This window comes from Microcoleus sp. bin48.metabat.b7b8b9.023 (genome assembly GCF_013299185.1).
Classification (GTDB): domain Bacteria; phylum Cyanobacteriota; class Cyanobacteriia; order Cyanobacteriales; family Microcoleaceae; genus Microcoleus.
This window is the reverse complement of record NZ_JAAFKG010000001.1, coordinates 170,312-195,209: the sequence shown is the minus strand read 5'-3', so window position 1 is coordinate 195,209 and position 24,898 is coordinate 170,312. Positions and strand designations below refer to the sequence as shown.

The window sequence follows — 24,898 nt, the reverse complement described above, 5'->3', positions numbered from 1 at the left end:
AAAATATTTCGCATTCAAAAGTCTTCGCATTACCCAAAATATTTCGCATTCAAAAGTATTTATTACCCAAAATATTTCGCATTCAAAAGTCTTCGGATTACCCACAAGTCCGCCGGGAAATCAATTCCCCGTCGAGAAAGCGAAAATCGGTTGAAACCGACTGAAAAACCAAATTAAATTACGATCGTCAATCCCAGTCCTCTGTGAGAGGACTTCCGCTATGAGACAGGGGTTTTAACCCCTGGCGGACTATGAAACAGGCATTTTAACCCCGGTTGGACTATGAAACAGGCATTTCAACCCCTGGCGAACCCTCAGAATGTCGCACTTACAAATCGCACCCCCCAACCATTGTTACAATTATTCACAAAAATCCGAGAAATTTCGCAAGAAAATTGTATTTTTCGCAAATTTTTCGCAAGAATTTACAATACAGCCGAGCTGGTACTTCCGTAGACTTACTGACATAACATAAACCAGGGGTACCAGCTATGAATTCTCCAAATCAACAAACATCTTACGGTCAAATTCCCTTAAGTTTTATTGCAAATGCTGGACAAACAGACCCTAATGTGAAATTCCAGGTCAAAGGCGCCGGTCACAGCATCTATTTCACTCCCAACGAAATCACCTTTACCGCTTTCCAAAAACCAAATGAACCGGGAAACCAAGCCACAAATTCTGCCATTGTCCGCAGCAGCTTAGCCAACAGCAACCCGAATCCTACAATTTCCGGGCTGGAAAAATTGCCCGGAGTTGCTAACTTTATTTTAGGCGAAGATTCCAGTCAATGGCACACTGACGTTCCTACTTTTAACGGCGTTGTTTATCAAAACGTTTATCAAGGAATCGATCGCGTTTTAAAAGGCACGGAAGGACAACTTAAAAGCGAGTTTTTGGTTGCACCTTTTGCCGATTCGAGTCAAATTAAGATGAACTATAGTGGTGTTAACAACATCCGGTTGCGTGACGACGGAGCACTGATACTAGAGACACCGCTAGGCGAATTAATTGATAACGCACCGATAGTTTATCAAGACATCAACGGACAGCGGGTGAATGTTCCCGCAGCTTACAATTTATTAGGAAACGGTCAAGTAAGTTTTAGTTTGGGAGATTTCGATCGCACTCAACCCCTAGTTATTGACCCGGTTTTAGCTTACTCGACTTACTTAGGCGGCAGCGGCTATGATGGTGCCAACCGCATGACTGTAGATAGCACAGGTGCGGCTTACATTATTGGAACTACTGTTAACAATTTTACGACTACTCCTGGTGCATTCCAAACTACACCAGGGGGTCAAGCTGATTTCTTAGTTACTAAAATCAACCCCCAAGGAACTGCCTTAATTTACTCTACTTATATCGGCGGTGCTGGCAATGAATATGGTTTTGGAATTGCGGTAGACAGTCAAGGCAATGCTTATTTAACTGGACAAGTCGATCCGGGTTATCCAACTACACCTGGTTCTTTTCAACCTATAGCACCTAATTATACTGCTGCGGTAACTAAACTCAATGCAGCCGGCAATGCGTTAGTTTATTCTACCTTTTTAGGCAATAGCAGCAGCGGCGCCCTAGGCAACGGCATTGCGGTAGACAGTAACGGGAATGCTTATGTTACCGGACTCACAGGTGGCAACAACAGTTCCCCCCCTGTAGTTAATGGCGGTTTCCCCACAAAAAATGCTTCCCAGCCTACAATAGGAGGCGACATTGATGCGTTTATTACTAAAGTCAATCCAACTGGCAATGATTTAGTTTACTCTACTTATTTCGGCGGTTCTAGTCGCGAAGATGCTCAAGCCATTGCCATAGACAATAATGGTAATGCCTACATTACTGGAATTACTTATTCGACGAACTTGCCGGGGAAAGATTTAGGCTTTCAAAATGCCCTTGCAGGTGAATATGATGGTTTTGTCGCTAAATTTGACGCGAATGGTGCGCGCGCTTATGGCACTTATTTAGGTAGCTTTGGCAATGAAGTAGGTCATGATATCGCTGTAGATAGTTCTGGAAATGCCTATGTTGTGGGACGTACCACTTCAACAGAGTTTCCGACTAAAAATGCAGTTCAAGCGACTTATGCAGGTGGTGCAAATGATGCTTTTGTCATCAAGTTAGGCCCTCTAGGTAACAATGCGATTTATTCAACTTATTTGGGTGGCAGCGGAGATGACAACGGGCATCGCATTACTCTAGACAGTGCGAATAATGTTTATGTTACGGGAGATACGACTTCGACTAATTTCCCGACTAAGAATGCGATTCAAAGTGTCAGCGGTGGCGGCAAAGATGCTTTTGTCACGAAAATCAATGCGTCGGGTTCTGCCTTAGTTGATTCTACTTATCTTGGCGGCAGCGGCGACGACAACGGTAGTGGTATTGCGGTGGATGCTTCTGGTGCAGTTTATGTGGCGGGATCTACTAAATCTACTAATTTCCCAACAGCAACCCCTTTGCAAGCGGCGAATGGGGGAGGTGATTATGATGCTTTTATTACTAAAATCATTCCTGGCGGGCCGCAGGTGAAGATTGTTGAGTCGGGGGGCAGTACTAATGTAGCAGAAAGCGGCACGACTGATACTTATACAGTGGTGCTCACTAATCAGCCTACTGCAAATGTGGCGATCGCCCTCAACACCGCGACTCAAATTCAACCGATTGCTGGCCTTAGTTTCACTCCAACTAACTGGTTTGTACCGCAAACGGTGACAGTCAGTGCAGTTGATGATACCGTAGCAGAAACTTCGCCACACACCGGCCCGATCGCCCATACTGCTATCAGTACCGATGCTAATTATAACGGCGCGACTGCAAGTTTTACAGTTAACGGTACTGCCGGCAACACTGTCAATGCGAACATCACCGATAACGACATTCCAGGCGTTAGCATTACTCCTGCTACTACGACTGCTACAGAAGGCGGTGCCAATGGCAGTTATACCGTTAAATTAAATACTCCACCGACGGCACCTGTTACGATTAACTTGGCTACGGGCAGTCAAATTCAACCAATTACCGCACTTACTTTTACCCCTAATAATTGGAATGTCGCTCAAACTGTGCAGGTGAAAGCAGTTGACGACAATTTAGTTGAAGGAAATCATACAGGTGCGATCGCTCTTACTTCTACCAGTACCGATACGAAGTATAACAACATCACAATTCCCAGTGTTAGTGTCGCCATTACTGATAACGACACGGCAGGTTTCAGCGTTACACCTACAAACATAACTGCTACAGAAGGCGGTGCAACTGGCAGTTACAAAATCAAGCTAACCGCGCAACCGACAGCACCGGTTACGATCGCGTTTAATACTGGAACTCAACTCAATCCGATCGCCACACCGATTACTTTTGACAGCACTAACTGGAATGTTGAAAAAACAGTGACTGTGACTGCGATCGACGACAGTTTAACACAAGGAACGCACAGCGGTACGATCGCTCACACAGCTACGAGTACCGATGCAAATTATAACGGCAAAGCCATTCCCGATGTGACAGCCTCGATTACTGATAACGATAGCCCTGGTGTGTCTATTGTCCAATCAGGAGGCGGCACAGATATTGCTGAAGGCGGCGCAACGGATACCTACAGCGTAGTTTTGACTACCGTACCTACTGCCAACGTCACGATTAACTTTGAAACTGGGAATCAAATAAGTGCGATCGCGCCTGTTACTTTCACCCCGACTAATTGGAATGTAGCGCAAAGTGTCACTGTTAAGGCGATCGATGACAGCATAGCGCAAGGAACGCGCAGCGGCACGATCGCTCACAAATCTGTCAGTACCGATCCTAAATATAACAACCTGACAATTCCTCCGGTAACTGCCACGATTGCTGACAACGATACCGCTGGTGTGACTGTTTCACAGGAAAACATCACAGCTACAGAAGGCGGTGCCACAGGCAGTTATACACTCAAGTTAAATTCGCAACCAACTGCGCTAGTTACAATTAATTTTGATGGGGGAAATCAAATAAGTGCGATCGCCTCCATCACCTTCGACGCTACTAACTGGAATGTGGCGAAGTCAGTCACAGTCACGGCTGTTGACGATACGGTTGTGGAAGGAAATGATACAGGCAGTATTTCTCATACCGCTACCAGTACCGATAGCAAGTATAGTGCGATCGGCATTCCGGCTGTGAATGTCGCAATTACCGATAACGACACCGCCCCAACACCAACACCTCCAACCCCAACACCTCCAACCCCAACACCTCCAACCCCAACACCTCCAACCCCAACACCTCCAACCCCAACACCTCCAACCCCAACACCTCCAACCCCAACACCTCCGTTACCAACCCCAACACCTCCAACCCCAACACCAACTCCAACGCCAATTAGAAGAGTACCTCCTGGTATTACTGTTAACCCAACAACAGGATTAGTTACTGATGAAGGCGGACTAAAAACAACATTTACTGTTAAACCCAATACCCAACCTACTGCCGATGTCACAATAAATTTAAGCAGTTCTAATACAGCAGAAGGAACTGTTTTTCCGCCATCACTTACCTTCACTTCTGCCAACTGGACTATAGCACAAACGGCAACAGTAACAGGTGTTGACGACCGTGTAATAGATGGCGACAAAGCTTACACAATTATTACCGCACCTGCTATCAGCAATGACAGCAACTACTCCGGGTTAAATGCAGCCGATGTTGCTGTTACCAATCTTGATAACAAGACCAATACTGCCGCACCAAAGGACGACGCAGGAAACTCTGCAAGTACAGCCAGTGACATCAATGTAACTTCTGCTCTCAAAACTCATAGTGATTCAGTTAGCAGCGCTGACGAGGATTTCTACAAATTCACGATCGGTGCTAAAAATGACTTCAGTTTGTCAGTCAACGGATTCACTTCAGATGTGAAAGTTGAATTACTTGACAGCAGTCTCAATGTCATCTCAACGGCACAAAATTCTGGCAACTCTTCCAAGTCAATCAATCGTCTTTTGGAATACGGCACTTACAGAATTCGAGTTGCTTCAGTTAATGGCGCTGAAACTCCATACAACTTAAATCTGTCTGCTGTACCTCGCCTTTCAGGTGTCACAACCACAGGGTATCAAGTCACTTCCTCTACACCTACGCCGTTAAGTTCAAATACCACAAACTCTTCTAACAGCAGCAACCCCAATTCATTCAATTTCCTGAGCAATAACAATTTCCTTGCTGCCACACCGAATCTTACCAATGTTAACAGCAACAACAATCTTGTTAGCACTTTCAAGCCTGCTACAACCAGTTTGCTGATTAATAACAACCCGATCGCCCCAGCGAATTTTAACGATATTGACGGCACTGATGACCCTAATCCCAATAATGTTAAGCCCGCCAGTGTATCGAATTCATTGATTAAGCTAGATAAATTCCGCGAGACACCGAGTTTTGCCGGGATTGACGGCAGCGGTTATTCTGTAGCAGTATTAGATACTGGCATTGACTTAAATCACCCATTCTTTGGCCCGGACACCAACTCAAACGGCATCAGCGATCGCATCGTTTTTAACTACGATTTTGCTGACGGCGACGCGGATGCTAGCGACAGAAAAGGACACGGATCGAACATTGCAAGCATCATTGGTTCCCAAGACTCAACCTACAAAGGGGTGGCACCAGGTGCTAACATTATCAGCCTCAAGGTGATGCGGGATACGACTCGTGAGAAAGACGAAAAGAATAAGTTTGCTTTTGTAGAACAAGCCTTGCAGTGGGTATTGGAAAATGCAGACACTTACAAGATTGCCAGTGTCAATATGTCCTTAGGCGACGCCGAAAATTATCCCAATCCTGCTTCACCCTACGGTATTGAAGATGAACTGGCAGCTTTGGCGGCGAAAAATATAATTGTTGTCTCTTCATCAGGCAACCGTTACTACCAGTACCAGAACAATCCAGGCGTGCAATACCCTGCCGCCGATCCAAATTCTCTGTCAGTTGGCGCGGTATATAACTCTGACATTGGTCAGTACAAGTATGACGATTATTTTGTCAATTATGAAACTAATAACTTCGTCACCGCTAATACCACTGCTGCCGATCGCATTCTCCCCGTTTCTCAGCGTAGCGCGACATTAACCACAGTTTTCGCACCGGGGGCACCTATCACCGGTGCGGGCAAAGATGGCGATTTAATCACCTATCACGGTACCAGTCAAGCTACAGCCTACATTAGCGGAATTGCTGTATTAGCCCAACAGTTAGCACAGCAAAAATTGGGCCGCAAACTGACGCCAACCGAGTTCGCCAAACTTTTGAAATCAACGGGTGTCACTATCAATGACGGCGACGACGAAAAGGATAGTGTTGCCAATACCGGTCTTAATTTCAAGCGCGTTGATGTGCTGGCTTTGGGTCAAGCTATTGCTGCTGGAGGTGTTGTTGGGAACCGTCCGCCACAAGAGAAGATTCATTTAGCCTATTACTATAAGGAGTTTAATCAAGACATTAAAAATGTCTACACCGATCCGGATGGCGACTTGATCTCCTACAAATTAACTCTCAAAGATGGCAGTCCTTTAAGCAGCAATTTCAACAGTCGTTGGCTGGGATTCTCTTTCGACTCTAACAAGAACACCATCAAACTTACTGGCACTCCCCCATCGTTTAATATTAATGGACGACCGTTGAGTTTTGTCAGACCATTTGAGGTGAAGTTAACCGCCACCGATCCGGCCGGTGCTAGCAGTTCTCAGATTTTCAAGATTACGAAACTTAACGGTCGCTGGGTGATTGATAATTACATTGCAGGTGCCAAGGTATTTTTGGATGCCAATAAAAATGGTGTTCTCGATGCTAACGAACCATCAACCAATAGTGACAGCACTGGTCTATTTAATCTCGATTTCCCCTTCGAGGAATTTGACAAAAATCAAAATGGGGAAATTGATTCAAATGAAGGCAATTTAGTTGCTTTTGGCGGCATTGATACCGCGACCGGTTTGCCTTTAGAAACGCCTGTTACTGCACCTGCTGACGCTACTGTGGTCACGCTTTTAACAACTTTGATGGTGGACTTGGTAGATAAGGGCATTGAGGGCGATCGCGCCGAATCTCTGATCAAATCTGCTCTTGCTATTCCGGCTGATGTTGCGATCGCAGATTTCGACCCGATCGCAGCCACCAACGACAGCGAACCGGGCGGCGTCGCCACTTTATCCGCAATGGTAAAAGTTCAAAACGTCATCACTCAAACTGCTGGTTTGATTGACGGCGCATCTAGTGCATCTACTAAGGATATTGTCAAGGCGGTTGTGAGTTCAATTACTGAAAAAATTCAATCTGGTTCTGCCTTAAACCTCAGCAATGCAGCCACTTTAGAACCCATAATTCAGCAAGCAGCAGCGAAAATACAGCAGATTGACCCCAGTTTCAACAGTCAAAAAGTCACCTCAATTACCTCGCAAGCTGCGACAGTAATGGCAACAGCAAATCAACGCATTGATACTGCTGTCTCCAGTACAACAACATCAATTCCTGCTTCTGTTGCCCGCATCCAAAAAATAGCTTTGGGCGCAACAACTCAAGATTTAAAAGCCGTTGGTGCGGGAAGTAAGCCAATTTCTCAGGTAGTTACTGACAATACTGGTTCTGCTTTAGATAGCAAACTTCAAGCTGTCACATTACCTGCTGGGATTGCGAGTCCTGTTGTCAGTGGCGACGCGGATTTGACCAGCAATTCCGCCGATCGCATCGTCGGTACAAATGGCGACGATACCCTGACTGGCGGCAGTCCGAATAACGTTTTGCTGGGCATGAGGGGCAATGATTCCCTCGATGGCGGTGTTGGGAATGACACTCTATTCGGCGGCAAAGGTAGCGATACTTTGCTCGGAGGTAGTGCTGATGATGTCTTGTTTGGAAATCGCGGTGATGATTTGTTGGATGGCGGTTTGGGAAGTGATAGTTTGACGGGAGGAAATGGGAGCGATCGCTTCTTATTATCTACCAATTCTGGCATCGATACGATCGCCGATTTTGAAGATGGCAAAGATTTGCTCGCACTCGCCAGTGGCATTACTTTCTCGCAATTAGCAATTATTCAAAGTGACGGTGCAACCTTAATTCGCTTGGCGGCTACCGGAGAAATTTTAGCTTCTCTAACTGGAGTATCGTCGAGTCTGATTGGTGTCGCCGATTTTGCCTCAATCTAATAGTAAGCAGTCGCAGATAACCGCAGTTATCTGCGACTCTCAGCAATTGGCACTATAGCGGTTCTCACAAAGATGAGGTACGTTGTTGGGCTTCAGCCCTCTTGGTTTCAGCGGTTATACAACCTGCCAGTCATACCTCATCTTTTTGAGAAAGGCTATAATACTTGAAAACTAGAGAGTACATATACTTACTAGGAATTGTAATAAATTACAGTCAATCTCCGGAATAAGGCTAGACTTGAGCGCAGACATATTCAGTAGAATTAATCTATATTGCCACGACGTTTACAAATAAAGATGGCTATAGTTGTACTTACTGATTTTGGCAATCTTTGAGGGTCTGAAATCCCGGTAAATAAGGGTTCAATACTCTCTTGCTGCTAAATGCGTAGCGTGTTAAAGCCTAAAGAACTCGGAGGAAGATCGTGAACCTAAATTTAGATACTATTTTCTCACCGCTGATGAACCCGGCCCTGAATGAGTTTCAGGTTTGGGCTTTGGAAAACCCCCAGGAGGGCCTCAGCAAAACGATGCTGCCAGCGATCGCCCTGATCGAGGGTTTAATTGCCAACGAACCCACCTATTTGCCAATAAAACGGCTGGCTTTCGGGGCTAATTTTTGCTGCGCGGGACAAGTGGTGATGGGAGAGTTTGCAACACTCGAAGAAGCACTCACATCGCCCCAGGCGCGCGGATGGCGGCTGGGTACTTCTGTGCTCGATCCGGATCTCTCCCCCAACCAAGATGTCGGCGGTAGGAACCTTTTCCTGCTGTCTTTGTCCGATCGCGAACCAGACGGTAGCAGCAATCACGCAGCCTTCCGAAGCTGTATGCAGAAGTATCTCTTCAACAGCGCGACAACCGATCGCCAAGCAGACGAAATCAGCAGGCGGTTGCTCGATCGCCTAGCATCAGATTATACCGAGATGTCGCACGGTGCGGGGGGAACATTTTTTACCGATGTCAGGCGCGGTTGGATGGGATTTTTAGTTCCATATTTGCACTACGTAATTTTTGGGATTAACCCAGATGACAAAGAGTCGATCGAACTTCTCACCGATTTACATTACATCCGCCAAAGCCCCGCGCACTACTTCGCCGTCGCGGGCAGCCTGCTGCAAAGCCTGAACCTGTTTGGACACGGGGATTTGTCGGCTTTAATCGAGCGCGCGGCGACTATCTACGAAAATTCTCCCGCCCTAGCCGACTTCGATGTGAGCTCGGAATACAACGGCATGACTAAGCGGGAATTGGCAAAGCTGATGACAGCAATTATGGGGATAGCGGGACTGCAAGGCCCCCTGCACCTAGGCTACACGGCTATGGGATACCGTCCTCTCCCGGCGTATAAAGGAACACAGACGGCTGACATTAATCCGACGGATTTTTGGGACGATCTTGATTTGGACGATCGCCAGTCGATCGAGCTTTTCCTGTTGGAATGCGGGCGCCTCTGGGCTCCCGTCAGCGCTACCCACCGAGTGGCGACAGAGCCATTTACCGCCACGATCGGGGGCAGACAGCGCACTTTCCCCGCCGGAACAAAGGTACTGATACCGCTCAGTTTGGGGCATCTAGACGCGAGTTTCTGGGGTTCTACGGTGTACGAATTCAATCCTAAGCGCGAGAATTTGTGCCCTTATCACATGGGTTTTCATGCGGTGGGCGATCGAAGTGCGGGACGGATTTGCCCAGCTAAAGATATCGCACTGAAGATGCTGGTGGATGTTATTAGTACCGTTGGTAAAGTGAGACGAGCTTCGGCACCTAATTTGCAACAGTAATTAATCAGGTTTGTAGTGAGGACTTTAGTCCTCTATCCTTGTCCGAAGAAGGACTAAAGTCCTCACTACGAACCTAATTTTAGTTATCTAACTGGACAGGTTTGTAGTGAGAACTTTAGTCCTCTATCCTTGTCTGAAGAAGGACTAAAGTCCTCACTACGAACCTAATTTGGATTATCTAACTGGACAGGTTTGTAGTGGGGACTTCAGTCCTCTATCCTTGTCCGAAGAAGGACTAAAGTCCTCACTACGAACCTAATTTTGGTTATCTAACTGAGCGCGAAATCACAAATATTTTCGAGGTTAAATAATACCATGTTAATCGAAACAAAGAAACAAAAAGATATCGCAACTTGGATGAAAGCAGAACATCCACCCGAATTCCCCGAAGCCCTCCAAGGCATCTTCTTTATGGATGGGAATATTTTGCCAGACTATTGTCTGACGATGTCCAATTCAGAATGGAATCCCAGCCAACGGACGTTATTGCTGCGGATTTATGAACCAGTTGTCTGGACATTTCATTCATCAATGGCGGGACGGATGTTGCTGTATGCCGTCAAAATTTCTCGCTTCAGCTACTTGTTTCGCTTCACGGATGCAACTTTGCAGCACGGGCACATCACGCCGATCGCGTTTGGATTCTCTGTACCGCCGTGGATTATGGATTTTTTGATCGATCGCGATCCGAACACTCCCAATGGGGATATCTGGGATCGCAGAAACTCGTTTTTCGGCAGAGCTCCTGAAAAAGGCTATACACTCCGCAGAGTCGTCAACAAAGATAGCAGCCCCACAGCAGCATTTCCTGATTTTCTGTCGAAAGTTGGCAGTGATTGTTTAATTATTGCTCAAGAATGAAAATTTTACCACAACTACTAAACCCGCTGAATAAGGCGGGTTTTTGCGATCGAAGTACCGGAATTTATATCAAATCCGCTCTTCATCATCAGGTGATTCATCTCTCCATTCTCTCCCTCTGTGTCCTCTGCGCCCTCTGCGGTTTAATTATTCCGGTACAGCCGGATTTGATATTAAACCTACTAATCAGACTAATACAATCTTAAACACGTAAATAATTATCACAAAAACATTATTCACCCTCTCATTTGTTGTGTTATGTGAGATATTAAGTTAAGGATTGACAGCAGAGATTTAATAAAATATGTGGGGTTTAGACTATGGTGGATAGTTTATCAATTCCAGAAGATTATCATATTTTCCTGCGGGAACTCAAAGAACGCATCCGCAATGCTCAAGTACGGGCAGCAGTTTCTGTTAACCGAGAATTAGTGTTGCTTTATTGGCAAATTGGACAGGATATTTTAAATCGGCAACAGCAGCAAGGATGGGGTACTAAAGTTATAGACACTTTGGCGACTGACTTGCAAAAAGCTTTTCGTGAAATGAAGGGTTTTTCATCTCGCAATCTTAAATATATGAGGAGTTTTGCGGAAACTTACCCGGATTTTGAATTTGTGCAAGAGGTGCTTGCACAAATTACTTGGTATCACAATATTGCCTTAATGGAAAAGGTTAAATCCACAGAGGAACGTCTATGGTATGCAAGACAAACTATCGAGGAAGGATGGAGTAGAAATGTGTTAGTTCATCAGATAGAAAGTGGGCTATACCGGCGGCAAGGGAAAGCTGATACTAATTTCTCTCGCACTCTGCCAAATCCGCAATCAGAACTGGCTCAACAGTTATTTAAAGACCCTTATAATTTTGAGTTTCTCAGTTTAGGTAAAGCAGCACAAGAACGCGATTTAGAGCAGGCTTTGATTGAACGAATCCGCGATTTTTTGCTGGAGTTGGGAGTAGGGTTTGCGTTTGTGGGCAGTCAGTATCATCTAGAGGTTGAAGGCGAAGATTTTTATATGGATTTATTGTTTTATCATTTACGGTTGCGTTGTTTTGTGGTAATAGACTTGAAGGTGGAAGCGTTTAAGCCGGAATTTTCGGGAAAGATGAGTTTTTACGTTTCGGCTGTGGATGATTTACTCAAACACCGGGACGATATGCCGACTATTGGGATGATTTTATGCAAGAATAAAAAGCAGAAGATTGTCGAATATTCCTTGCGAGACATGAATAAGGCGATCGGGGTTTCGACGTATCAATTGCGGGAGACTTTACCGGAACAGTTACAGGGGAGTTTGCCGACTTTTGAGCAGTTGGAAGCTGAGTTAGGAGCCGTGGATTTGGAGATTGAGGAGGAGTTATGAAAAAAAACAATGAAATGGTTTATGAGATAGCATTCGACAATATTTAACAGCACATTCCGACACTACGATTATGAATTTCTTACTCCCTCCCCTTAGCAAGGGGAGGGCTGGGGTGGGGTAAAAAAATCACGACTCATGCAAGGATTGCTACATACATAGAAAATTATTTAGGATCGCCATCTATGACATAGGTTTGTGTACAATCTAAAAAAACCTACGACAAAACTTGTGCATTCTATCAATTAAAATGAAACCAAAAACTTCACAAGCTCCTATTGCCACTAAAATCAAGAAATGGGTTCAAACAGCCAAGGAAGCTGAAAAAACTCGGCTTGCTATTTCCATAACCAGGCTGACAAGTATCAAAAGTTTGTGTACCGAGCAAGTTGCTGCTGAAAAATTTGCGATTTATATTGCGAAACGAGTGCAACAAGATATGAATCAGACTACTTGTCCCGAACACTACCCTGAAGAAGAATGGGAAGTGCACAAACAGGTAATAGCTGAAGGAATCGCCACAATGGAAATTTACCTAGAAAATCCTAGTAATGAAGGCGAGCATTCTATCCGTAACTTATTGAGAACAATTAACGGCCTACAAGGAGACGATCGTCGTAATGTTGCCTGGGGAACAGTACATTTTGTTCGCAGTGGAAATTTACTAAAATTAGACTATGCACTGCGTTGTTTTGCAGAGAACGATTTTCCTTATTGGATCTATAAACTAGCTAAAGAATACGTAGAACGTTATGGCCCGCAGTATGGTTCAGGTATAACTTCTGAATCTATACCGATGTTGTTAGAAGTAGCAGAATTTTGGTGTCAGCATTATTTCTCTCAAAGTTTGAGTGAGAAATTTCCTGGTTTTGTCTAAAAGAAGTCCTTACTCCCTCCCCGATGCCTTGGGGAGAGTTGGGGTGGGGTTAAAATTTTACAACGACTCCTGCAAAGATTGCTATATACGGTTCAGCTAGCGATCGCAAACAGCACTAAAAGAAATTGTGCTGTTTGCGAAAATAAGATGCTCCCTACCAAAACATCGGGAGCATCTGCACAAAAAACTTTACAAACCCCGAGGGTTGCTGTGATGGTTGCCTTGGGAAAATTGGGGAGGCTGCCCTTAATAATTTGTTGCAATATCGTAATAATCCTATACGCGGATCGTCGTATTGTTCGCAAAGTTTATTTTGAAGAGGATGAGAGCAATACTTCGCATATTGTTTGATTGCGAACCGTAGCATAAGGGTTTCAGGGCGATTGTGCGATCGCCTTTCCGGTAAATCAAGGTTTTTAGGCTAGGAGCTAAAAACTCCGCAGTGTGAATTGTTTACACTGGAAAAATTGAAGCTAGAATGGGAGAATAAAAGTTCCTTCCTTGTACAGCGGGAGCGCCATCTCCTTTGGGGATGTTGAAGGCAGGAAATCTATCCTGCCCAACAGATGAACCTCACAAAAAATCTTGGTTTCACAAGGATTTAAGTTTGTTTGCACAAGCTCGGGAACTCGCATTTGTCTGGGTCATTCCTGACATCGTTGCCGTTTCTATTTCCTGAATCTACTGCGTTCACACCTGATTCAGGTAGATCGAAATAAATATTCTCAAGCATCGCTGGTTATTTGGAATAATTTTTCAGCAATTCAGTACGCCTTGGGATTTACAGTCTCTAGGCATTTACTTTTGAGGAATTTGTCATGACTAAACTTTCGGAAATCGACTCGAATCAAGTTGAGCAATTACTAAAACGCATCGAACAAATTGAAGCTAAGCTCGGAATCCAAGTTGACTTGGGTGTCGGAGAATATAGTCAAAAAGCACAACATTTTTGTGCTATGCCAAAGGTTGCTCCACGCATCTTGGATGCAAGTGTGTCGCCGGATCGAGCTCGTCTCATACGGTACATCGGCAAGAAGTGGGTTAACGGTACAAAATTACGTTATTACTTTTTTGAGAGCGGCCCAAATTCAGGCCCGAACGAGCAGAAGGAGATTGTCCGTCAGGGGTTTGAGGTGTGGAAAAAGGTAGGGATTGGTATCAAGTTTGAGGAGGTTCGGAACATCGGCGAAGCAGAGATCCGAATCGGCTTTGTGCAAGACGATGGAGCCTGGTCATATCTTGGCCGCGATGTGCTCAGTATTCCTAAGCAGGGCGAGCGAACCATGAACTTTGGCTGGGATCTGCGGCAAGATCCCCGTGGGGTAGATGTCCCCGTTCACGAAATTGGCCACACCTTAGGTTTCCCTCACGAACACCAAAACCCCTTTGCAGGTATCGTATGGGACGAAGAAGCTGTTTATAAATATTTTGGTGCTGCTCCTAACAATTGGGATCGAGATACAACTTTTTACAATGTGCTCCAAAAGCTTGGAGTAGGAGAAGTTGAGGGTTCAAAGTGGGATCCCAACTCAATCATGCACTACGGTTTTGCAGGGGGACTGATTCAGAAACCCGTGGAGTACCAAAAGGGATTAAACCCGGCTGGCGGACTTTCCGAGCAGGATTTGTCCCAGGTACGATTGTTCTATCCCCCGCTTGATGACTCGAAGTATACTGAGCTTAAACCGTTCCGTTCGGAGATTCTGTCCCTCGCGCCTGCTGAACAGAAAAACTTTGCGATCAACCCGGATGCTACCCGAAGCTATACAATTGCGACTTTCGGAAAAGCAGATACAGTAATGGTTCTGTTCGAGGATCAAAACGGTGATTTGAAGTATGTTGATGGTGACGACGACAGTGGCACAGACTTGAATTCACAAATTACTGTTCGGCTTTATCAAGGTCGGCGGTATGTGTTGAGAATCCGCTTGTACTCTAACTTTTCTGCTGGCGAGGCCTCAGTGATGCTTTCTTGAGGGGGTTGTCGATCGCAATTACACTCACCCATAAAAACAACAAAACCTTCTCAAACGAGAAGGTTTTATCACGATCTTTATCACAATCGGAGCGGCGGGATTTGAACCCACGACCCCTACTACCCCAAAGTAGTGCGCTACCAAGCTGCGCTACGCCCCGACAGCTTTAACACCTTAGCATAGAATCTCAGAAAAAGTCAAAAAACTTTTAAAACTTTGGTTGCCTGCACCAAACTAGGAACCGCAGCAGCCGCCCAAAAACCCTCGCACCTCCTACCAGCATTCAAGATCAACTGCACGCTGTAAGCTTGGGGATAGCCTTCTAACTGCACCCACAACAAGTCGCTTTCGGCTTCAATGGCGATTTTTTCCTCGTCCATGAGCTCAGAGGCCATTTGACTCATTGTGGCGGCTAATTGTCCCAACAACCGGCAAAAGTCGTTTAACTCGGCTTCGGTGAGTTCGATCGCCCAACCGTCCCCAGCCACCAAACCCTGAAACTCTTCTGCGTTTGGGTTCCATCCCAAACGCCAGCCAACACCCGTCTTAATTACACGTTCCATTGTTGAGAGATTTTAGATTTTGGATTTTGGATTTTAGGACTTATATCATGTCCGGTCGATTACCATAACAACAACCGATCGCGCGTGCGCCCTCCCATTCCGCAGCCGGATAGCGGACTGAAGTCCGTACTACAAACCAATCGCGCGTGCGCCCTCCCATTCCGCAGCCGGATAGCGGACTGAAGTCCGTACTACAAACCAATCTGCGAGATTTAAGCTAAATTTGATATTCAATAAAATCTTAAGGTGCGAGCAATTTTGCATCTCCCGGCTGCGGCTGCGGTATTTCCGGGGAAGTCTCGCGCCCTTTTGGTGTTTCGCCCGCCGCCGGTGTGCGCGATGGCCCCGAATTTTCGGTAAAAACATCAACCAAAGCTTGAACCAAAGCATCCCGCTGTTTTCTATTTAAACTTTGAATAGCCGCGCGATCGCGTTCCATCGGATTTTCTCGCAAAACATCTTTTCCCGGATACACGCCTTCCACCAAATAATCGGGAGTCGCCCCCAGATAGTCAGCCAAACTCAACTTCCAATCAAAACGGTAATTCGGCGGCCTTCCTTTGACAAACACGTGATATCGAATCAAACGCCCGACTAAAGTATTGTTGGGATCTACTTTGCCGGTTTCCTTAGAAATGTAGTTATTCTCGATCGGCAAATCAGGCACTTTTTCATACACCAATTTCCACGCATCTTGCGCCCTCAATTGCTGTGGCGCCGATTGTTGAGCAACCAGTTCTCTAGACCCAGAACCGCGCAGCAGCGAAGGTTCCAAAGCCGACACACTTAATTTGCCCGATTCCAATACCCCACTCAAAAGCGTAAAAATCGCCACACTCAAAGTAACTAGCAGAAAACTGAAGCCCAGCTTGAATTTCTTTTTCACGGTTTTGACAATAATTTCAATTCAAAAATAGAATAATTCCCTAAGCTCACCTACCAGCAGATATCCTAATTTCTGATTTGAGGACTTTCCCAAAATCAACCCGATTGGGTTCATCGCGATTTGGTGAAGATAGTTTTTTAAGAGTGCGAGGCGGACACTCCCTTGTCTATATATTTCTACCTCTCTTCGGTAGATATAGAAGTCTTTGCATGAGTCGTAAAGTTTTTCACCCCACCCCAACCCTCCCCTTATTAAGGGGAGGGAGTAAGAAATTCACAAATCATTTAGGATTGTTATATAATCAACCGGATTTTTTGGCCAGTCGCGCCAGTCTATTTGAAGAAAGTTTTGAGTTTTGAATTAACAAAAATTGTTGAAATTCACCACTCAAAACTCCCCAAGTCTAGATATCCCCGATAATTTCCGGCTGAGTGAGTTCGTCCGACATCTCAAATATCGCCCGCATCACAGGCTTCATCATTTGAGTGTCGTCCATATTCTCGAAATCTTCATAGCGACGGCGTTTGGCGCGGTTCGCCACTTGCACCGTAATCCGATAGCGGTTGGATGCAGCACCGATCAACTCTTCTGCCCGACGGGTTAGCTGAGTTGAATCGAAGGTTGGACGCTTAACCATGAGATTACCTACTTTATCTAATGTTACATTCTAGTCTAGTATGCGAAGATTCAAAATTACTAACTGAGTATCATTGCTTATGCAGGCAACAACAGCCTATTCCTTTGGTAACTTACATCGGGTAAATTCTCATCCCCTCAAATTGGTTGCTTTCGGCGACAGTTTAATCTACGGTTTCGGCGACGGTGTAGGCGGGGGTTGGGTGGAAAGATTGCGGCGACAGTGGATGTTAACGGAGAGTGCAGGACACGTTTTATATAATTTGGGCGTTCGGGGCGATCGCACCTATCAAGTCGCCCAGCGGCTCGAAAACGAGTTTAAACACCGCGGCGAGCTCAGAAACCGCGTCCCAGATGCGATTATTCTGTCGGTAGGCCTCAACGATACGGCGAGGGTGCAGTCGCCTACTGGGCGCAGCTATACTGATTTTGAACATTTTAAAGCTGTTTTGGATAATTTGTTAAACATATCGCAACAACTTTGTCCGGTGATATTTGTCGGGATGGTGCCGGTGGATGAAACCAAAATGCCTTTTCAAGATTGTTTGTACTACAATCACGCTGACCAATATCGCTATAAAGAAGCCACGAAGTTAGCTTGTTTGGAACGGGGAATTCCCTATTTAGATATTTTTGATAAATGGATCGATCGCGGTAATATTTGGTGGCGTTCTTGTCTGACTTCGGATGGTCTCCATCCCAATGCAGCCGGTTATCAATGTTTATTTGAAGATGTGACAAGTTGGGAGCCGCTACTTGCTATTAGTCATTAGTCTAGGTACGTTGTTGCGCTTTAGCGCTCTTTCCTAGATCTCAAAAGAGCGCTTAAGCGCAACTACATACCTTTATCTAGGTACGTTGTTGCGCTTAAGCGCTCTTTCCGATATCCCATTTAAAGATGTGACAATTTGCGAACGGTTACTCACTATTAGTCGTTAGTCTAGGTAAGTTTTTGTGATGTAAGTGCTTTTTCCTACATACCTAAGAGAGCGCTGAAGCGCAACTACATACCTAAGAGAGCGCTGAAGCGCAACTACATACCTAAGAGAGCGCTGAAGCGCAACTACATACCTAAGAGAGCGCTGAAGCGCAACTACATACCTTTTACGTACCTTTCTTCCAGGTAGATAAGGAAGATAAGCAATATAAGGATTTTAAGGAATTTAAGCATTTTAAAATCGACCAACTAGCATAAAAATATTTATTTTAAAAGACCGTATCTTCCCCTCGCCACAAATAAAAGCATTTAATAATGATGACATCACTGAGCACTCATAGCAAGCTAGGCAAGAATCAATCAACGATAAATAGCCGGACAAAGGCTTGCTTTTTTCTCAATAAAAAACTTGTGTAAATTGGAGAATCAAAAATGTCTGTATTTCAACGCATTAAATTCGGCACATCTGTTTTATTAGCCTTGGGAACTGTTGCTGGAAGCGCAGCGCCGATGCTCGCTCCCGCGCCTGCTTTTGCTCAGACAGCTTTTTCAGATGTTAGTAATAACTATTGGGCAAAAGACTTTATTCAAGATTTGTCGGAAAGAGGAATTATCAAGGGATTTCCCGATCGCACTTTCCGCCCGGATGCACTGGTAACGCGGGCAGAATTCGCAGCCATGATCCGTTCTGTGAAAAAGGCGAAAACTCGCGCTGCTATAGGTTTTGTCGATGTTCCGTCTAATTTTTGGGCGCGGGGGGCGATCGCCGAAGCTTATGAAATGGGATGGATGTCTGGCTATCCCGGCAATGTTTTTCGGCCATCACAGCAGATTCCTCGCGTTCAAGTTGTAGTGGCTTTAAATAACGGACTGGGTTATGAGCCTACTTGCAATTTTCAAGATGTTCTCAGCTACTATAATGATGCGGGTGAGATTCAAAGTTATGCTGTGAAAAGTGTGGCTGCTGCTACTGAAAAACAGTTGGTTGTCAGCTATCCCAATCCTAAATCTCTGAAACCAAACCAGTCAGCGACGCGGGCGGAAGTAGCTGCTTTTATCTATCAAACATTAGTCAGTACCAATCAAGCAAGAGCAATTAATTCTCCTTACATTGCTAAGGTTGATATTGGCCAGAATGTGGCTGTGAAAATTCCCAGCGGGGTGACTATTCCCATCGAGTACGCCAAAGGCAAGATTTTGCTCGCGCCCAATGACAAGTCTCCGATTACGCTGACTGTGGCGGAGGATGTCGCAGGGAGTAATGGCAAGGTTATGATACCCGAAGGCTCGAAAATTAGCGGTGAATTGCGATCGACTGCTGAGGGCGTTCAGTTTGTGGCACAAGAATTGAGTATCATCAACGGTAGCAGGGTGCCTTTGAATGCTACTTCGCAGGTGATTACTCGCAAAGAAAGTGTGACGAAGGGCGTGAATGTTGGTAATCTGATTAAGAACACGGCTTTGGGTGCAGCAGCGGCGGCGGCGATTGCGGGAGTTACGGGCGATCGGGCGATCGCAACTGAAGAGGTACTCGGCGGTGCGGGAGTCGGGACTTTGGTTGGGGTATTTTTAGGTAGAGATAAAGTCGATTTGTATGCTGTTAATCCCGACACCGATTTAGATTTGTTGGTGAATTCTGACTTGGTATTGGGTACTGCAAATACAGGCATTTGTCGCACTCGGTAGAAGCAATTTCGGCAGCGGATGTAGCAGATATCAGTGATGCTGACTTAACAAGGTTCGTAGTGCGGACTTTAGTCCGCATAATGCGGACTAAAGTCCGCACTACAAACCCATTTTATTCAGTCTTATTTAAATCAAAATTTCTACGAACATCCCAGACTTTCTCGCGTAGAAACTCCCGTCACGGGATTGACACCATCTGCTTTTTCGCACATCATTGTTACTTGATAAGCATCGATAATTGCGTCGGTAAAATCAGCCCCGGAAATGGCAGCATCAAAAAAACGACTGCGAGTCATAATTGCTTCGGTGAAATTAGCATTCGTCAAATCAGCGCCATCAAATGTAATTCTATCGGCTAAAGCACCGGTGAGATTTGCACCTGATAAGTTGGCTTTCCACAAAACTCCCTTAGTCAAAATCGCATTGGTTAAATTAGCGCCTTGAAAGTTAGTTCCCCGCATCTCGGCGGCGACGAATGTTCCCCCGGCTAAGTCAGAATTGGAGAAATCGCGATCGGACAAGTTAATATTTGTATAATTAATATTGGTTTTTGGTAGCGCAAATGCCGGAGTAGCACTCAGCATTACCCACCCAAAGGCTAAGACTACACTTATAATTAGGCTCAAGACTATTCGGAATACACTTTTCACAGATTTTTTACTCATGGTAATTGACTAATAACTAATGATAGTATGTCCGAACCGAACAACAACTATAAAATCGGTTTGTAGTGAGGACTTTAGTCCTCTTTCAAATCAGAGGACTAAAGTCCTCACTACAAACACTTGTGACTAATTAAAATCGCTTTACCAAATCTTCGCCGACGCGAAGTGTCAAGTCAGATTCAATTTCACCAGTAGAAGATGCCTCTATTTTACCGTAGCCTAAAGTTTTTTGCAGAAGATTTGCTGCTTCTAAATCGCCTTGCTGTACAATAATTTGACTTTGACGTTGCTTGTCGGGCCAATCTTTGACTACAGATACGTTAGAAAAGCCCTTTTTTCTGAGAAATTCAGCGACGGTTTTGGCGGTTTTTGGGTTGCTACAAGCATTTTGGACGGCGATTTTGAGGCTGCTGGGTGAAACTGGCTGGCTGGGATTGGCGGTTCGCCCTTGGGCAAAATCCGCTGCGCCTTGTTTGAAATATTGTGTCATAATGCGATCGCGCGCAGCAACATCCACAATCCAATAACTCCTCAAATCCCCTTGTGATGAGCTAGAGCGTCCCGGCAACATCACCATTTTAAAATTATCTCGCTCCAATTGCAAACCGAAATTGGCGATCGTCAATATTTCCTCAAAATTTAGGTTTGTATCTACATATTTTTGCATCAATCGCACAATTTGTGGCAATCGCACCAATATTGATGGACTCGTGAGGCGGTTGCGAATAGCTTGAATTAAAGATTGCTGTCGCCCAATTCGCCCGATATCTCCCAAACCGTCGTTGCGAAATCGAGCCAATTGTTCTGCTTGTTCTCCGTTGAGATTTTGCCATCCCTGTGCTAAATTTATGCTTAACTTTTGGGCTTTATCTGTATAGGACATCGCCCGAGGTACAAATACCTCAACTCCGTCCAACAAATCGACTAATTCCCGAAACGCACCGCTGCTGACTCGCACGTATCTTTCAATTGTCGCATTGTTCGCGATCGTGCTCACCAATCGCGCCGCCAAAACAGCTCCTCCTCTAGCATTTGCTTCGTTAATTTTGCTGAAGCGAATTCCGGGAATTTCGACTTTTGTATCTCGCGGAATTGAAAGCAAATTAATAGATTTATCTCTAGGATCCAGGTGGAATAAAAGTATTGTATCGCTGCGGCCGTTAAAAATCTTGCGGGAATTGGGGGCAGCGTGCGGCACGCGGTCAACTCCGAGGATTAAGATATTAACAGGCCGCGAAAGGCGGTATCCAGAGCGGTTGGATGATATATAGTTAAAGCCTGTAGCGTCTAGGACTCTACTAATAATTGGGGGTTCGACGGGCGCTAAGAGGGCGGTAATTGCCCCAATTCCTGCGGAGATGGCTGCTGTGACAATTAGCACAAATAGCCCAAATATACATAGTGCTAATTGGAGCTTTTGTCTAGATTTGCGATCGGCTGGTTTAACAAAGTTTCTTTTAAAGATTGACAAGTTTTTCATTGACTTGCTTTTAATTATTACATTTTTTCAGCTTTGCAATAAAACTTGGGCGGTGCTTCTAGAAAGTATTTAAACAAAGCCGGGCACAGCCAGCCTTCCATATTTTTGGCTTCCCACCGATACCAGTTACCGCCGTATTCTGCTTTAAACCAAGCCATTTCTGCTTGATATCCGGGAAATGGATTGGCTGAAAATAATAGTCGGAAACCTTGAGCGGCATTGGGAATGTCTGCGACAAGTAGGTTAATCATTTCGGGGACGCCCTGAACAAATGGTTCTCGGACAAGTCCGGCTCGCTCGTCGTCAAAAACCCAGGTGTACTGTTCGCGATAGGGGAAAATTACCATCATGGCATTTGACATCGTATTCTCCTCTTTTTATTTTGTTTTTTGGGGATATAGCGATTCTCAGAAAGATCAGGTACGTTGTTGGGCTTCAGCCCTCTTGGTTTAAGTGATTATATGAGCTGTCAGTCATACTTCATTTTTTTGAGAAAGGCTATAAATGCAAGTCTTGATACATTATATTCGGTGGGGCGGAAGTTGTGTACAATCCGATTAGAGCGCTATGTTTTAATACCAATTTAAAATAAATTGCTACAATTCTTAATATTGTGCCAATTATTAAAACTCGCTGTTCTGTGAGCTAGGCGGCATTGTCGTATCCCTACAGATGCTCACATACTATTTATATTTCGCCAGTTTTTTTAGGAAGTGAAGTACGTTGTTGGGCTTCAGCCCTCTTACCGTAGATTATAGATCGATACGGTTCAGTTAAGCATAGTCAGGCTGTTAAAAAATGCTTGTATTTTCTGTAAATTTGTGAGATTAAACTCATTTGAAAGCTTTAACCCAAGCGTATTTAGGTAGATTCGGTAAAAGCAGTTGTTGCGTAACTTGTCATTCGTCACAAATTTTCGGAGGGCTGAAGCCCAACAACGTACCTGAAAGAGGGCTGAAGCCCAACAACGTACCTTGTTTTTTTTTGGGAATTTCTTTAGTTAAGGGTTAGGTTTTTTTTGGGTAACTTTTAGTCAGCTTCCTGTTAGCTCAGCTAGCGCTTTCGCTAAATATTCATACTGTGGCAAGGTATTGTAAAATTGAGCTGAAATCCTCACCAGCCGCTTGCTAGTATCCGGCCAAGGAATCACGGGTACTTCTATTTTAAAAATCTGCCACAGCACCTCTTGCAATGGTGGAATTCCACCCGTTGCAGCGGCGTCAGGCTGTTCGTCGGCTAGTGGTATAACAGCCATGGAACCTACCATTTCATCGGGACAAGGCAGGGGCAAATCTAATTTATCTGCTAATATTTGTCTCCCAGCCAATGCTAAATCATGATTCTTTGCCATCAATTCCGGCCAGCCGCCACTCAACAAAGAACCCATGAAATCAATGGCTACAGGTACGCACAAATAGGGACTTGGATCGACTGTTCCCATCCAGTCAAATTCTAGTTGAAAGCGCGATTTGTCGGCGCGCGGTGAGTTGGCGCCGTGACTGATGGTAGTTGGCCGAATGCTATGTTGTTTGTCGCGCCGCACGTACAGGAAAGCTGCTCCTTTGGGCGCGCAAAGCCATTTGTGGCAATTTCCTGTGTAGTAAGCGGCGCCGATTTCTTCTAAATTCAGTGCTACCATTCCTGGCGCGTGAGCTCCGTCTACTAATACATCTACGCCACGATTAGCTAATTCGCCGACTAACTGTTTGATGGGGAAGATTAAACCTGTTTGGCTGACAATATGGTCTAATAAAGCTAGTTTTGTTTTCGGGGAAACGCACTTAATTATTGCTTCGATAATTTGTTGGGGCGATTCTATGGGAAATGGTATTTCTGCTACTATTACTTTGGCACCTGTGCGCTCTGCGATAAAATCTAGTGTGTTGCGGCAGGCGTTGTATTCCTGATTTGTGGTTAGCAATTCGTCGCCCGGATTAAAAGAGATCGATCGCAAAACGGCATTGACTCCAGTGGTAGCATTCGGCACAAAGGCTAGCTCTTCTTCGCCTGCACCGATAAAGGCAGCTAACTGATTTCTAGCGTTATCTAACAGCGGCTCAAATTCCCGCATTAAAAAGCGCAATGGTTCTCTTTCCAGTTGTTCTCTAAAACTGGTTTGTGCTTCCAGTACGGGAATCGGACAGGCTCCAAAGGAACCGTGGTTGAGGAATGTGATTTCGCGATCGAGCAACCAATATTCGTTAATCATTAGTTATTAGTTATTAGTCATTAGTCATTAGTCATTAGTCATTAGTGTGAGCTTAAGAGCTCGCGAACGCTATTAGTCCTTAAGTATGAGCGTCCCCGCTCGCGAAAGCTATTCGTCATTAGTCTGTCAACTGTCAACTGTCAACTGTCAACTGTCAACTGTCAAACATTTTACCTTTTAATTGCTCAAACTCTTCTGATGTATTGCAATTTGATAACATTAGTGCTTCTGGTTCGCCTACGGGTAGAGGGATTGCTTGGATTTGATTTAACCACTCTTGAAATGAACGTCCCCCTTTGTCAATAAAACTTTGCAAGCTGGATAGAGATTGTTTGCGGTAGAAACCGCATAATGGCTCCCAGCGCGAATTTTGATAGGGGACAACTGCTAAGGTAGATGGGGGAAATTCTGTTAACTTACTCGCCCAATTATCAATGATTCGGGAATCTAATAAGGGCAAATCGCAAGCTAACAGTAAAATCCAGTCGGCTGAAATGTCCGTCAGTCCTTGAGTCAATGCCACTAAGGGGCCGGAGCCCGGATTGTACTCTACCAGAAATTGGGATTTTTGGGTTGCGGTCGATCGATAGCGATCGGGCCAAGCTGTCAAAACATACACTTGTGGCGTTAAGGCTGCTGCAACCTCACACGCCCGCTGCAACAGGCTTTTACCCTCAATTTCTAGGAGAGCTTTATCCGTACCCATCCGCGAACTTTGACCGCCTGCGAGTACAATTACTGCTATTTTATCGTTAGTCATTGGTCATTGGTCATTAGTCATTAGTCATTGG

At 45.1% G+C, this 24,898-nt stretch carries 16 protein-coding genes and 1 tRNA gene; 8 read left to right on the top strand and 9 right to left on the bottom strand.

Going from position 1 to position 24,898, the window contains the following annotated elements; genetic code table 11:
- Nucleotides 1–491 precede the first annotated feature (491 nt).
- From QZW82_RS00855 to QZW82_RS00830, 6 genes are all read left to right on the top strand, one after another.
- Nucleotides 492–8,183, top strand: a complete 7,692-nt coding sequence (locus tag QZW82_RS00855) for an SBBP repeat-containing protein (protein WP_293142989.1) — start codon at nucleotides 492–494, stop codon at nucleotides 8,181–8,183.
- 425 nt (nucleotides 8,184–8,608) lie between these two features.
- Nucleotides 8,609–9,967: a cytochrome 450 gene (locus QZW82_RS00850; protein ID WP_293142986.1), complete on the top strand. Its 1,359-nt coding sequence runs from the start codon at nucleotides 8,609–8,611 to the stop codon at nucleotides 9,965–9,967.
- Between the two features lie 315 nt (nucleotides 9,968–10,282).
- Nucleotides 10,283–10,828, top strand: a complete 546-nt coding sequence (locus QZW82_RS00845) for a hypothetical protein (protein WP_293142983.1) — start codon at nucleotides 10,283–10,285, stop codon at nucleotides 10,826–10,828.
- A 320-nt stretch (nucleotides 10,829–11,148) separates the two neighbouring features.
- Nucleotides 11,149–12,195 carry a PDDEXK nuclease domain-containing protein gene (locus QZW82_RS00840; RefSeq protein ID WP_293142980.1) on the top strand — a complete coding sequence of 349 codons (1,047 nt, stop codon included), beginning with the start codon at nucleotides 11,149–11,151 and terminating at the stop codon, nucleotides 12,193–12,195.
- 247 nt (nucleotides 12,196–12,442) lie between these two features.
- Nucleotides 12,443–13,069, top strand: a complete 627-nt coding sequence (locus QZW82_RS00835) for a hypothetical protein (protein WP_293142977.1) — start codon at nucleotides 12,443–12,445, stop codon at nucleotides 13,067–13,069.
- Nucleotides 13,070–13,887: 818 nt separating this feature from the next.
- Entirely contained in the window at nucleotides 13,888–15,045 is a 1,158-nt protein-coding gene (locus QZW82_RS00830; RefSeq protein WP_293142974.1) for a matrixin family metalloprotease, read from the top strand.
- An 86-nt stretch (nucleotides 15,046–15,131) separates the two neighbouring features.
- Here the strand turns inward: QZW82_RS00830 and QZW82_RS00825 are convergent.
- The 4 genes from QZW82_RS00825 to QZW82_RS00810 all read right to left on the bottom strand — a co-directional run bounded on the left by QZW82_RS00825 (nucleotide 15,132) and on the right by QZW82_RS00810 (nucleotide 17,131).
- Nucleotides 15,132–15,205, bottom strand: a tRNA-Pro gene (locus QZW82_RS00825).
- A gap of 37 nt (nucleotides 15,206–15,242) precedes the next feature.
- Nucleotides 15,243–15,608 (bottom strand): DUF1818 family protein, encoded by a 366-nt coding sequence (locus QZW82_RS00820; protein ID WP_293142970.1) that lies wholly within the window; start codon nucleotides 15,606–15,608, stop codon nucleotides 15,243–15,245.
- 241 nt (nucleotides 15,609–15,849) lie between these two features.
- The gene (locus QZW82_RS00815; protein ID WP_293142967.1) at nucleotides 15,850–16,494 is read right to left on the bottom strand and encodes a hypothetical protein; all 645 of its coding nucleotides are present in this window, start codon (nucleotides 16,492–16,494) and stop codon (nucleotides 15,850–15,852) included.
- A 403-nt stretch (nucleotides 16,495–16,897) separates the two neighbouring features.
- Nucleotides 16,898–17,131, bottom strand: a complete 234-nt coding sequence (locus tag QZW82_RS00810; protein ID WP_106148190.1) for a DNA-directed RNA polymerase subunit omega — start codon at nucleotides 17,129–17,131, stop codon at nucleotides 16,898–16,900.
- A gap of 79 nt (nucleotides 17,132–17,210) precedes the next feature.
- Between QZW82_RS00810 and QZW82_RS00805 the strand changes: the two genes are divergently transcribed.
- Both QZW82_RS00805 and QZW82_RS00800 read left to right on the top strand, forming a co-directional pair.
- Complete coding sequence (locus QZW82_RS00805; RefSeq protein WP_293142957.1) at nucleotides 17,211–17,903, top strand: GDSL-type esterase/lipase family protein; 693 nt, start codon at nucleotides 17,211–17,213, stop codon at nucleotides 17,901–17,903.
- Nucleotides 17,904–18,499: 596 nt separating this feature from the next.
- Nucleotides 18,500–19,753, top strand: coding sequence for an S-layer homology domain-containing protein (locus QZW82_RS00800; RefSeq protein WP_293142954.1), 1,254 nt, complete (start codon nucleotides 18,500–18,502; stop codon nucleotides 19,751–19,753).
- A 140-nt stretch (nucleotides 19,754–19,893) separates the two neighbouring features.
- Here the strand turns inward: QZW82_RS00800 and QZW82_RS00795 are convergent, their stop codons facing one another.
- The 5 genes from QZW82_RS00795 to QZW82_RS00775 form a co-directional block, all read right to left on the bottom strand.
- Complete coding sequence (locus QZW82_RS00795) at nucleotides 19,894–20,418, bottom strand: pentapeptide repeat-containing protein (protein ID WP_293142951.1); 525 nt, start codon at nucleotides 20,416–20,418, stop codon at nucleotides 19,894–19,896.
- A 130-nt stretch (nucleotides 20,419–20,548) separates the two neighbouring features.
- Nucleotides 20,549–21,898, bottom strand: a complete 1,350-nt coding sequence (locus tag QZW82_RS00790) for an LCP family protein (RefSeq protein WP_293142948.1) — start codon at nucleotides 21,896–21,898, stop codon at nucleotides 20,549–20,551.
- Nucleotides 21,899–21,915: 17 nt separating this feature from the next.
- The gene (locus QZW82_RS00785) at nucleotides 21,916–22,260 is read right to left on the bottom strand and encodes a DUF6717 family protein (protein WP_293142946.1); all 345 of its coding nucleotides are present in this window, start codon (nucleotides 22,258–22,260) and stop codon (nucleotides 21,916–21,918) included.
- Nucleotides 22,261–22,931: 671 nt separating this feature from the next.
- Nucleotides 22,932–24,107, bottom strand: coding sequence for an aminotransferase class V-fold PLP-dependent enzyme (locus QZW82_RS00780; RefSeq protein ID WP_293142943.1), 1,176 nt, complete (start codon nucleotides 24,105–24,107; stop codon nucleotides 22,932–22,934).
- A gap of 154 nt (nucleotides 24,108–24,261) precedes the next feature.
- Nucleotides 24,262–24,867 carry a molybdenum cofactor guanylyltransferase gene (locus QZW82_RS00775; protein ID WP_293142940.1) on the bottom strand — a complete coding sequence of 202 codons (606 nt, stop codon included), beginning with the start codon at nucleotides 24,865–24,867 and terminating at the stop codon, nucleotides 24,262–24,264.
- Nucleotides 24,868–24,898: the final 31 nt, after the last annotated feature.

What these genes read in the sequence shown, in the direction of transcription:
- QZW82_RS00855 (WP_293142989.1), top strand. Translation starts at nt 492, where the DNA reads ATGAATTCTCCAAATCAACAAACATCTTACGGTCAAATTCCCTTAAGT.
- QZW82_RS00845 (WP_293142983.1), top strand. Translation starts at nt 10,283, where the DNA reads ATGTTAATCGAAACAAAGAAACAAAAAGATATCGCAACTTGGATGAAA.
- QZW82_RS00840 (WP_293142980.1), top strand. Translation starts at nt 11,149, where the DNA reads ATGGTGGATAGTTTATCAATTCCAGAAGATTATCATATTTTCCTGCGG.
- QZW82_RS00835 (WP_293142977.1), top strand. Translation starts at nt 12,443, where the DNA reads ATGAAACCAAAAACTTCACAAGCTCCTATTGCCACTAAAATCAAGAAA.
- QZW82_RS00830 (WP_293142974.1), top strand. Translation starts at nt 13,888, where the DNA reads ATGACTAAACTTTCGGAAATCGACTCGAATCAAGTTGAGCAATTACTA.
- QZW82_RS00820 (WP_293142970.1), bottom strand. Translation starts at nt 15,608, where the DNA reads ATGGAACGTGTAATTAAGACGGGTGTTGGCTGGCGTTTGGGATGGAAC.
- QZW82_RS00810 (WP_106148190.1), bottom strand. Translation starts at nt 17,131, where the DNA reads ATGGTTAAGCGTCCAACCTTCGATTCAACTCAGCTAACCCGTCGGGCA.
- QZW82_RS00805 (WP_293142957.1), top strand. Translation starts at nt 17,211, where the DNA reads ATGCAGGCAACAACAGCCTATTCCTTTGGTAACTTACATCGGGTAAAT.
- QZW82_RS00800 (WP_293142954.1), top strand. Translation starts at nt 18,500, where the DNA reads ATGTCTGTATTTCAACGCATTAAATTCGGCACATCTGTTTTATTAGCC.
- QZW82_RS00795 (WP_293142951.1), bottom strand. Translation starts at nt 20,418, where the DNA reads ATGAGTAAAAAATCTGTGAAAAGTGTATTCCGAATAGTCTTGAGCCTA.
- QZW82_RS00790 (WP_293142948.1), bottom strand. Translation starts at nt 21,898, where the DNA reads ATGAAAAACTTGTCAATCTTTAAAAGAAACTTTGTTAAACCAGCCGAT.
- QZW82_RS00785 (WP_293142946.1), bottom strand. Translation starts at nt 22,260, where the DNA reads ATGTCAAATGCCATGATGGTAATTTTCCCCTATCGCGAACAGTACACC.
- QZW82_RS00780 (WP_293142943.1), bottom strand. Translation starts at nt 24,107, where the DNA reads ATGATTAACGAATATTGGTTGCTCGATCGCGAAATCACATTCCTCAAC.
- QZW82_RS00775 (WP_293142940.1), bottom strand. Translation starts at nt 24,867, where the DNA reads ATGACTAACGATAAAATAGCAGTAATTGTACTCGCAGGCGGTCAAAGT.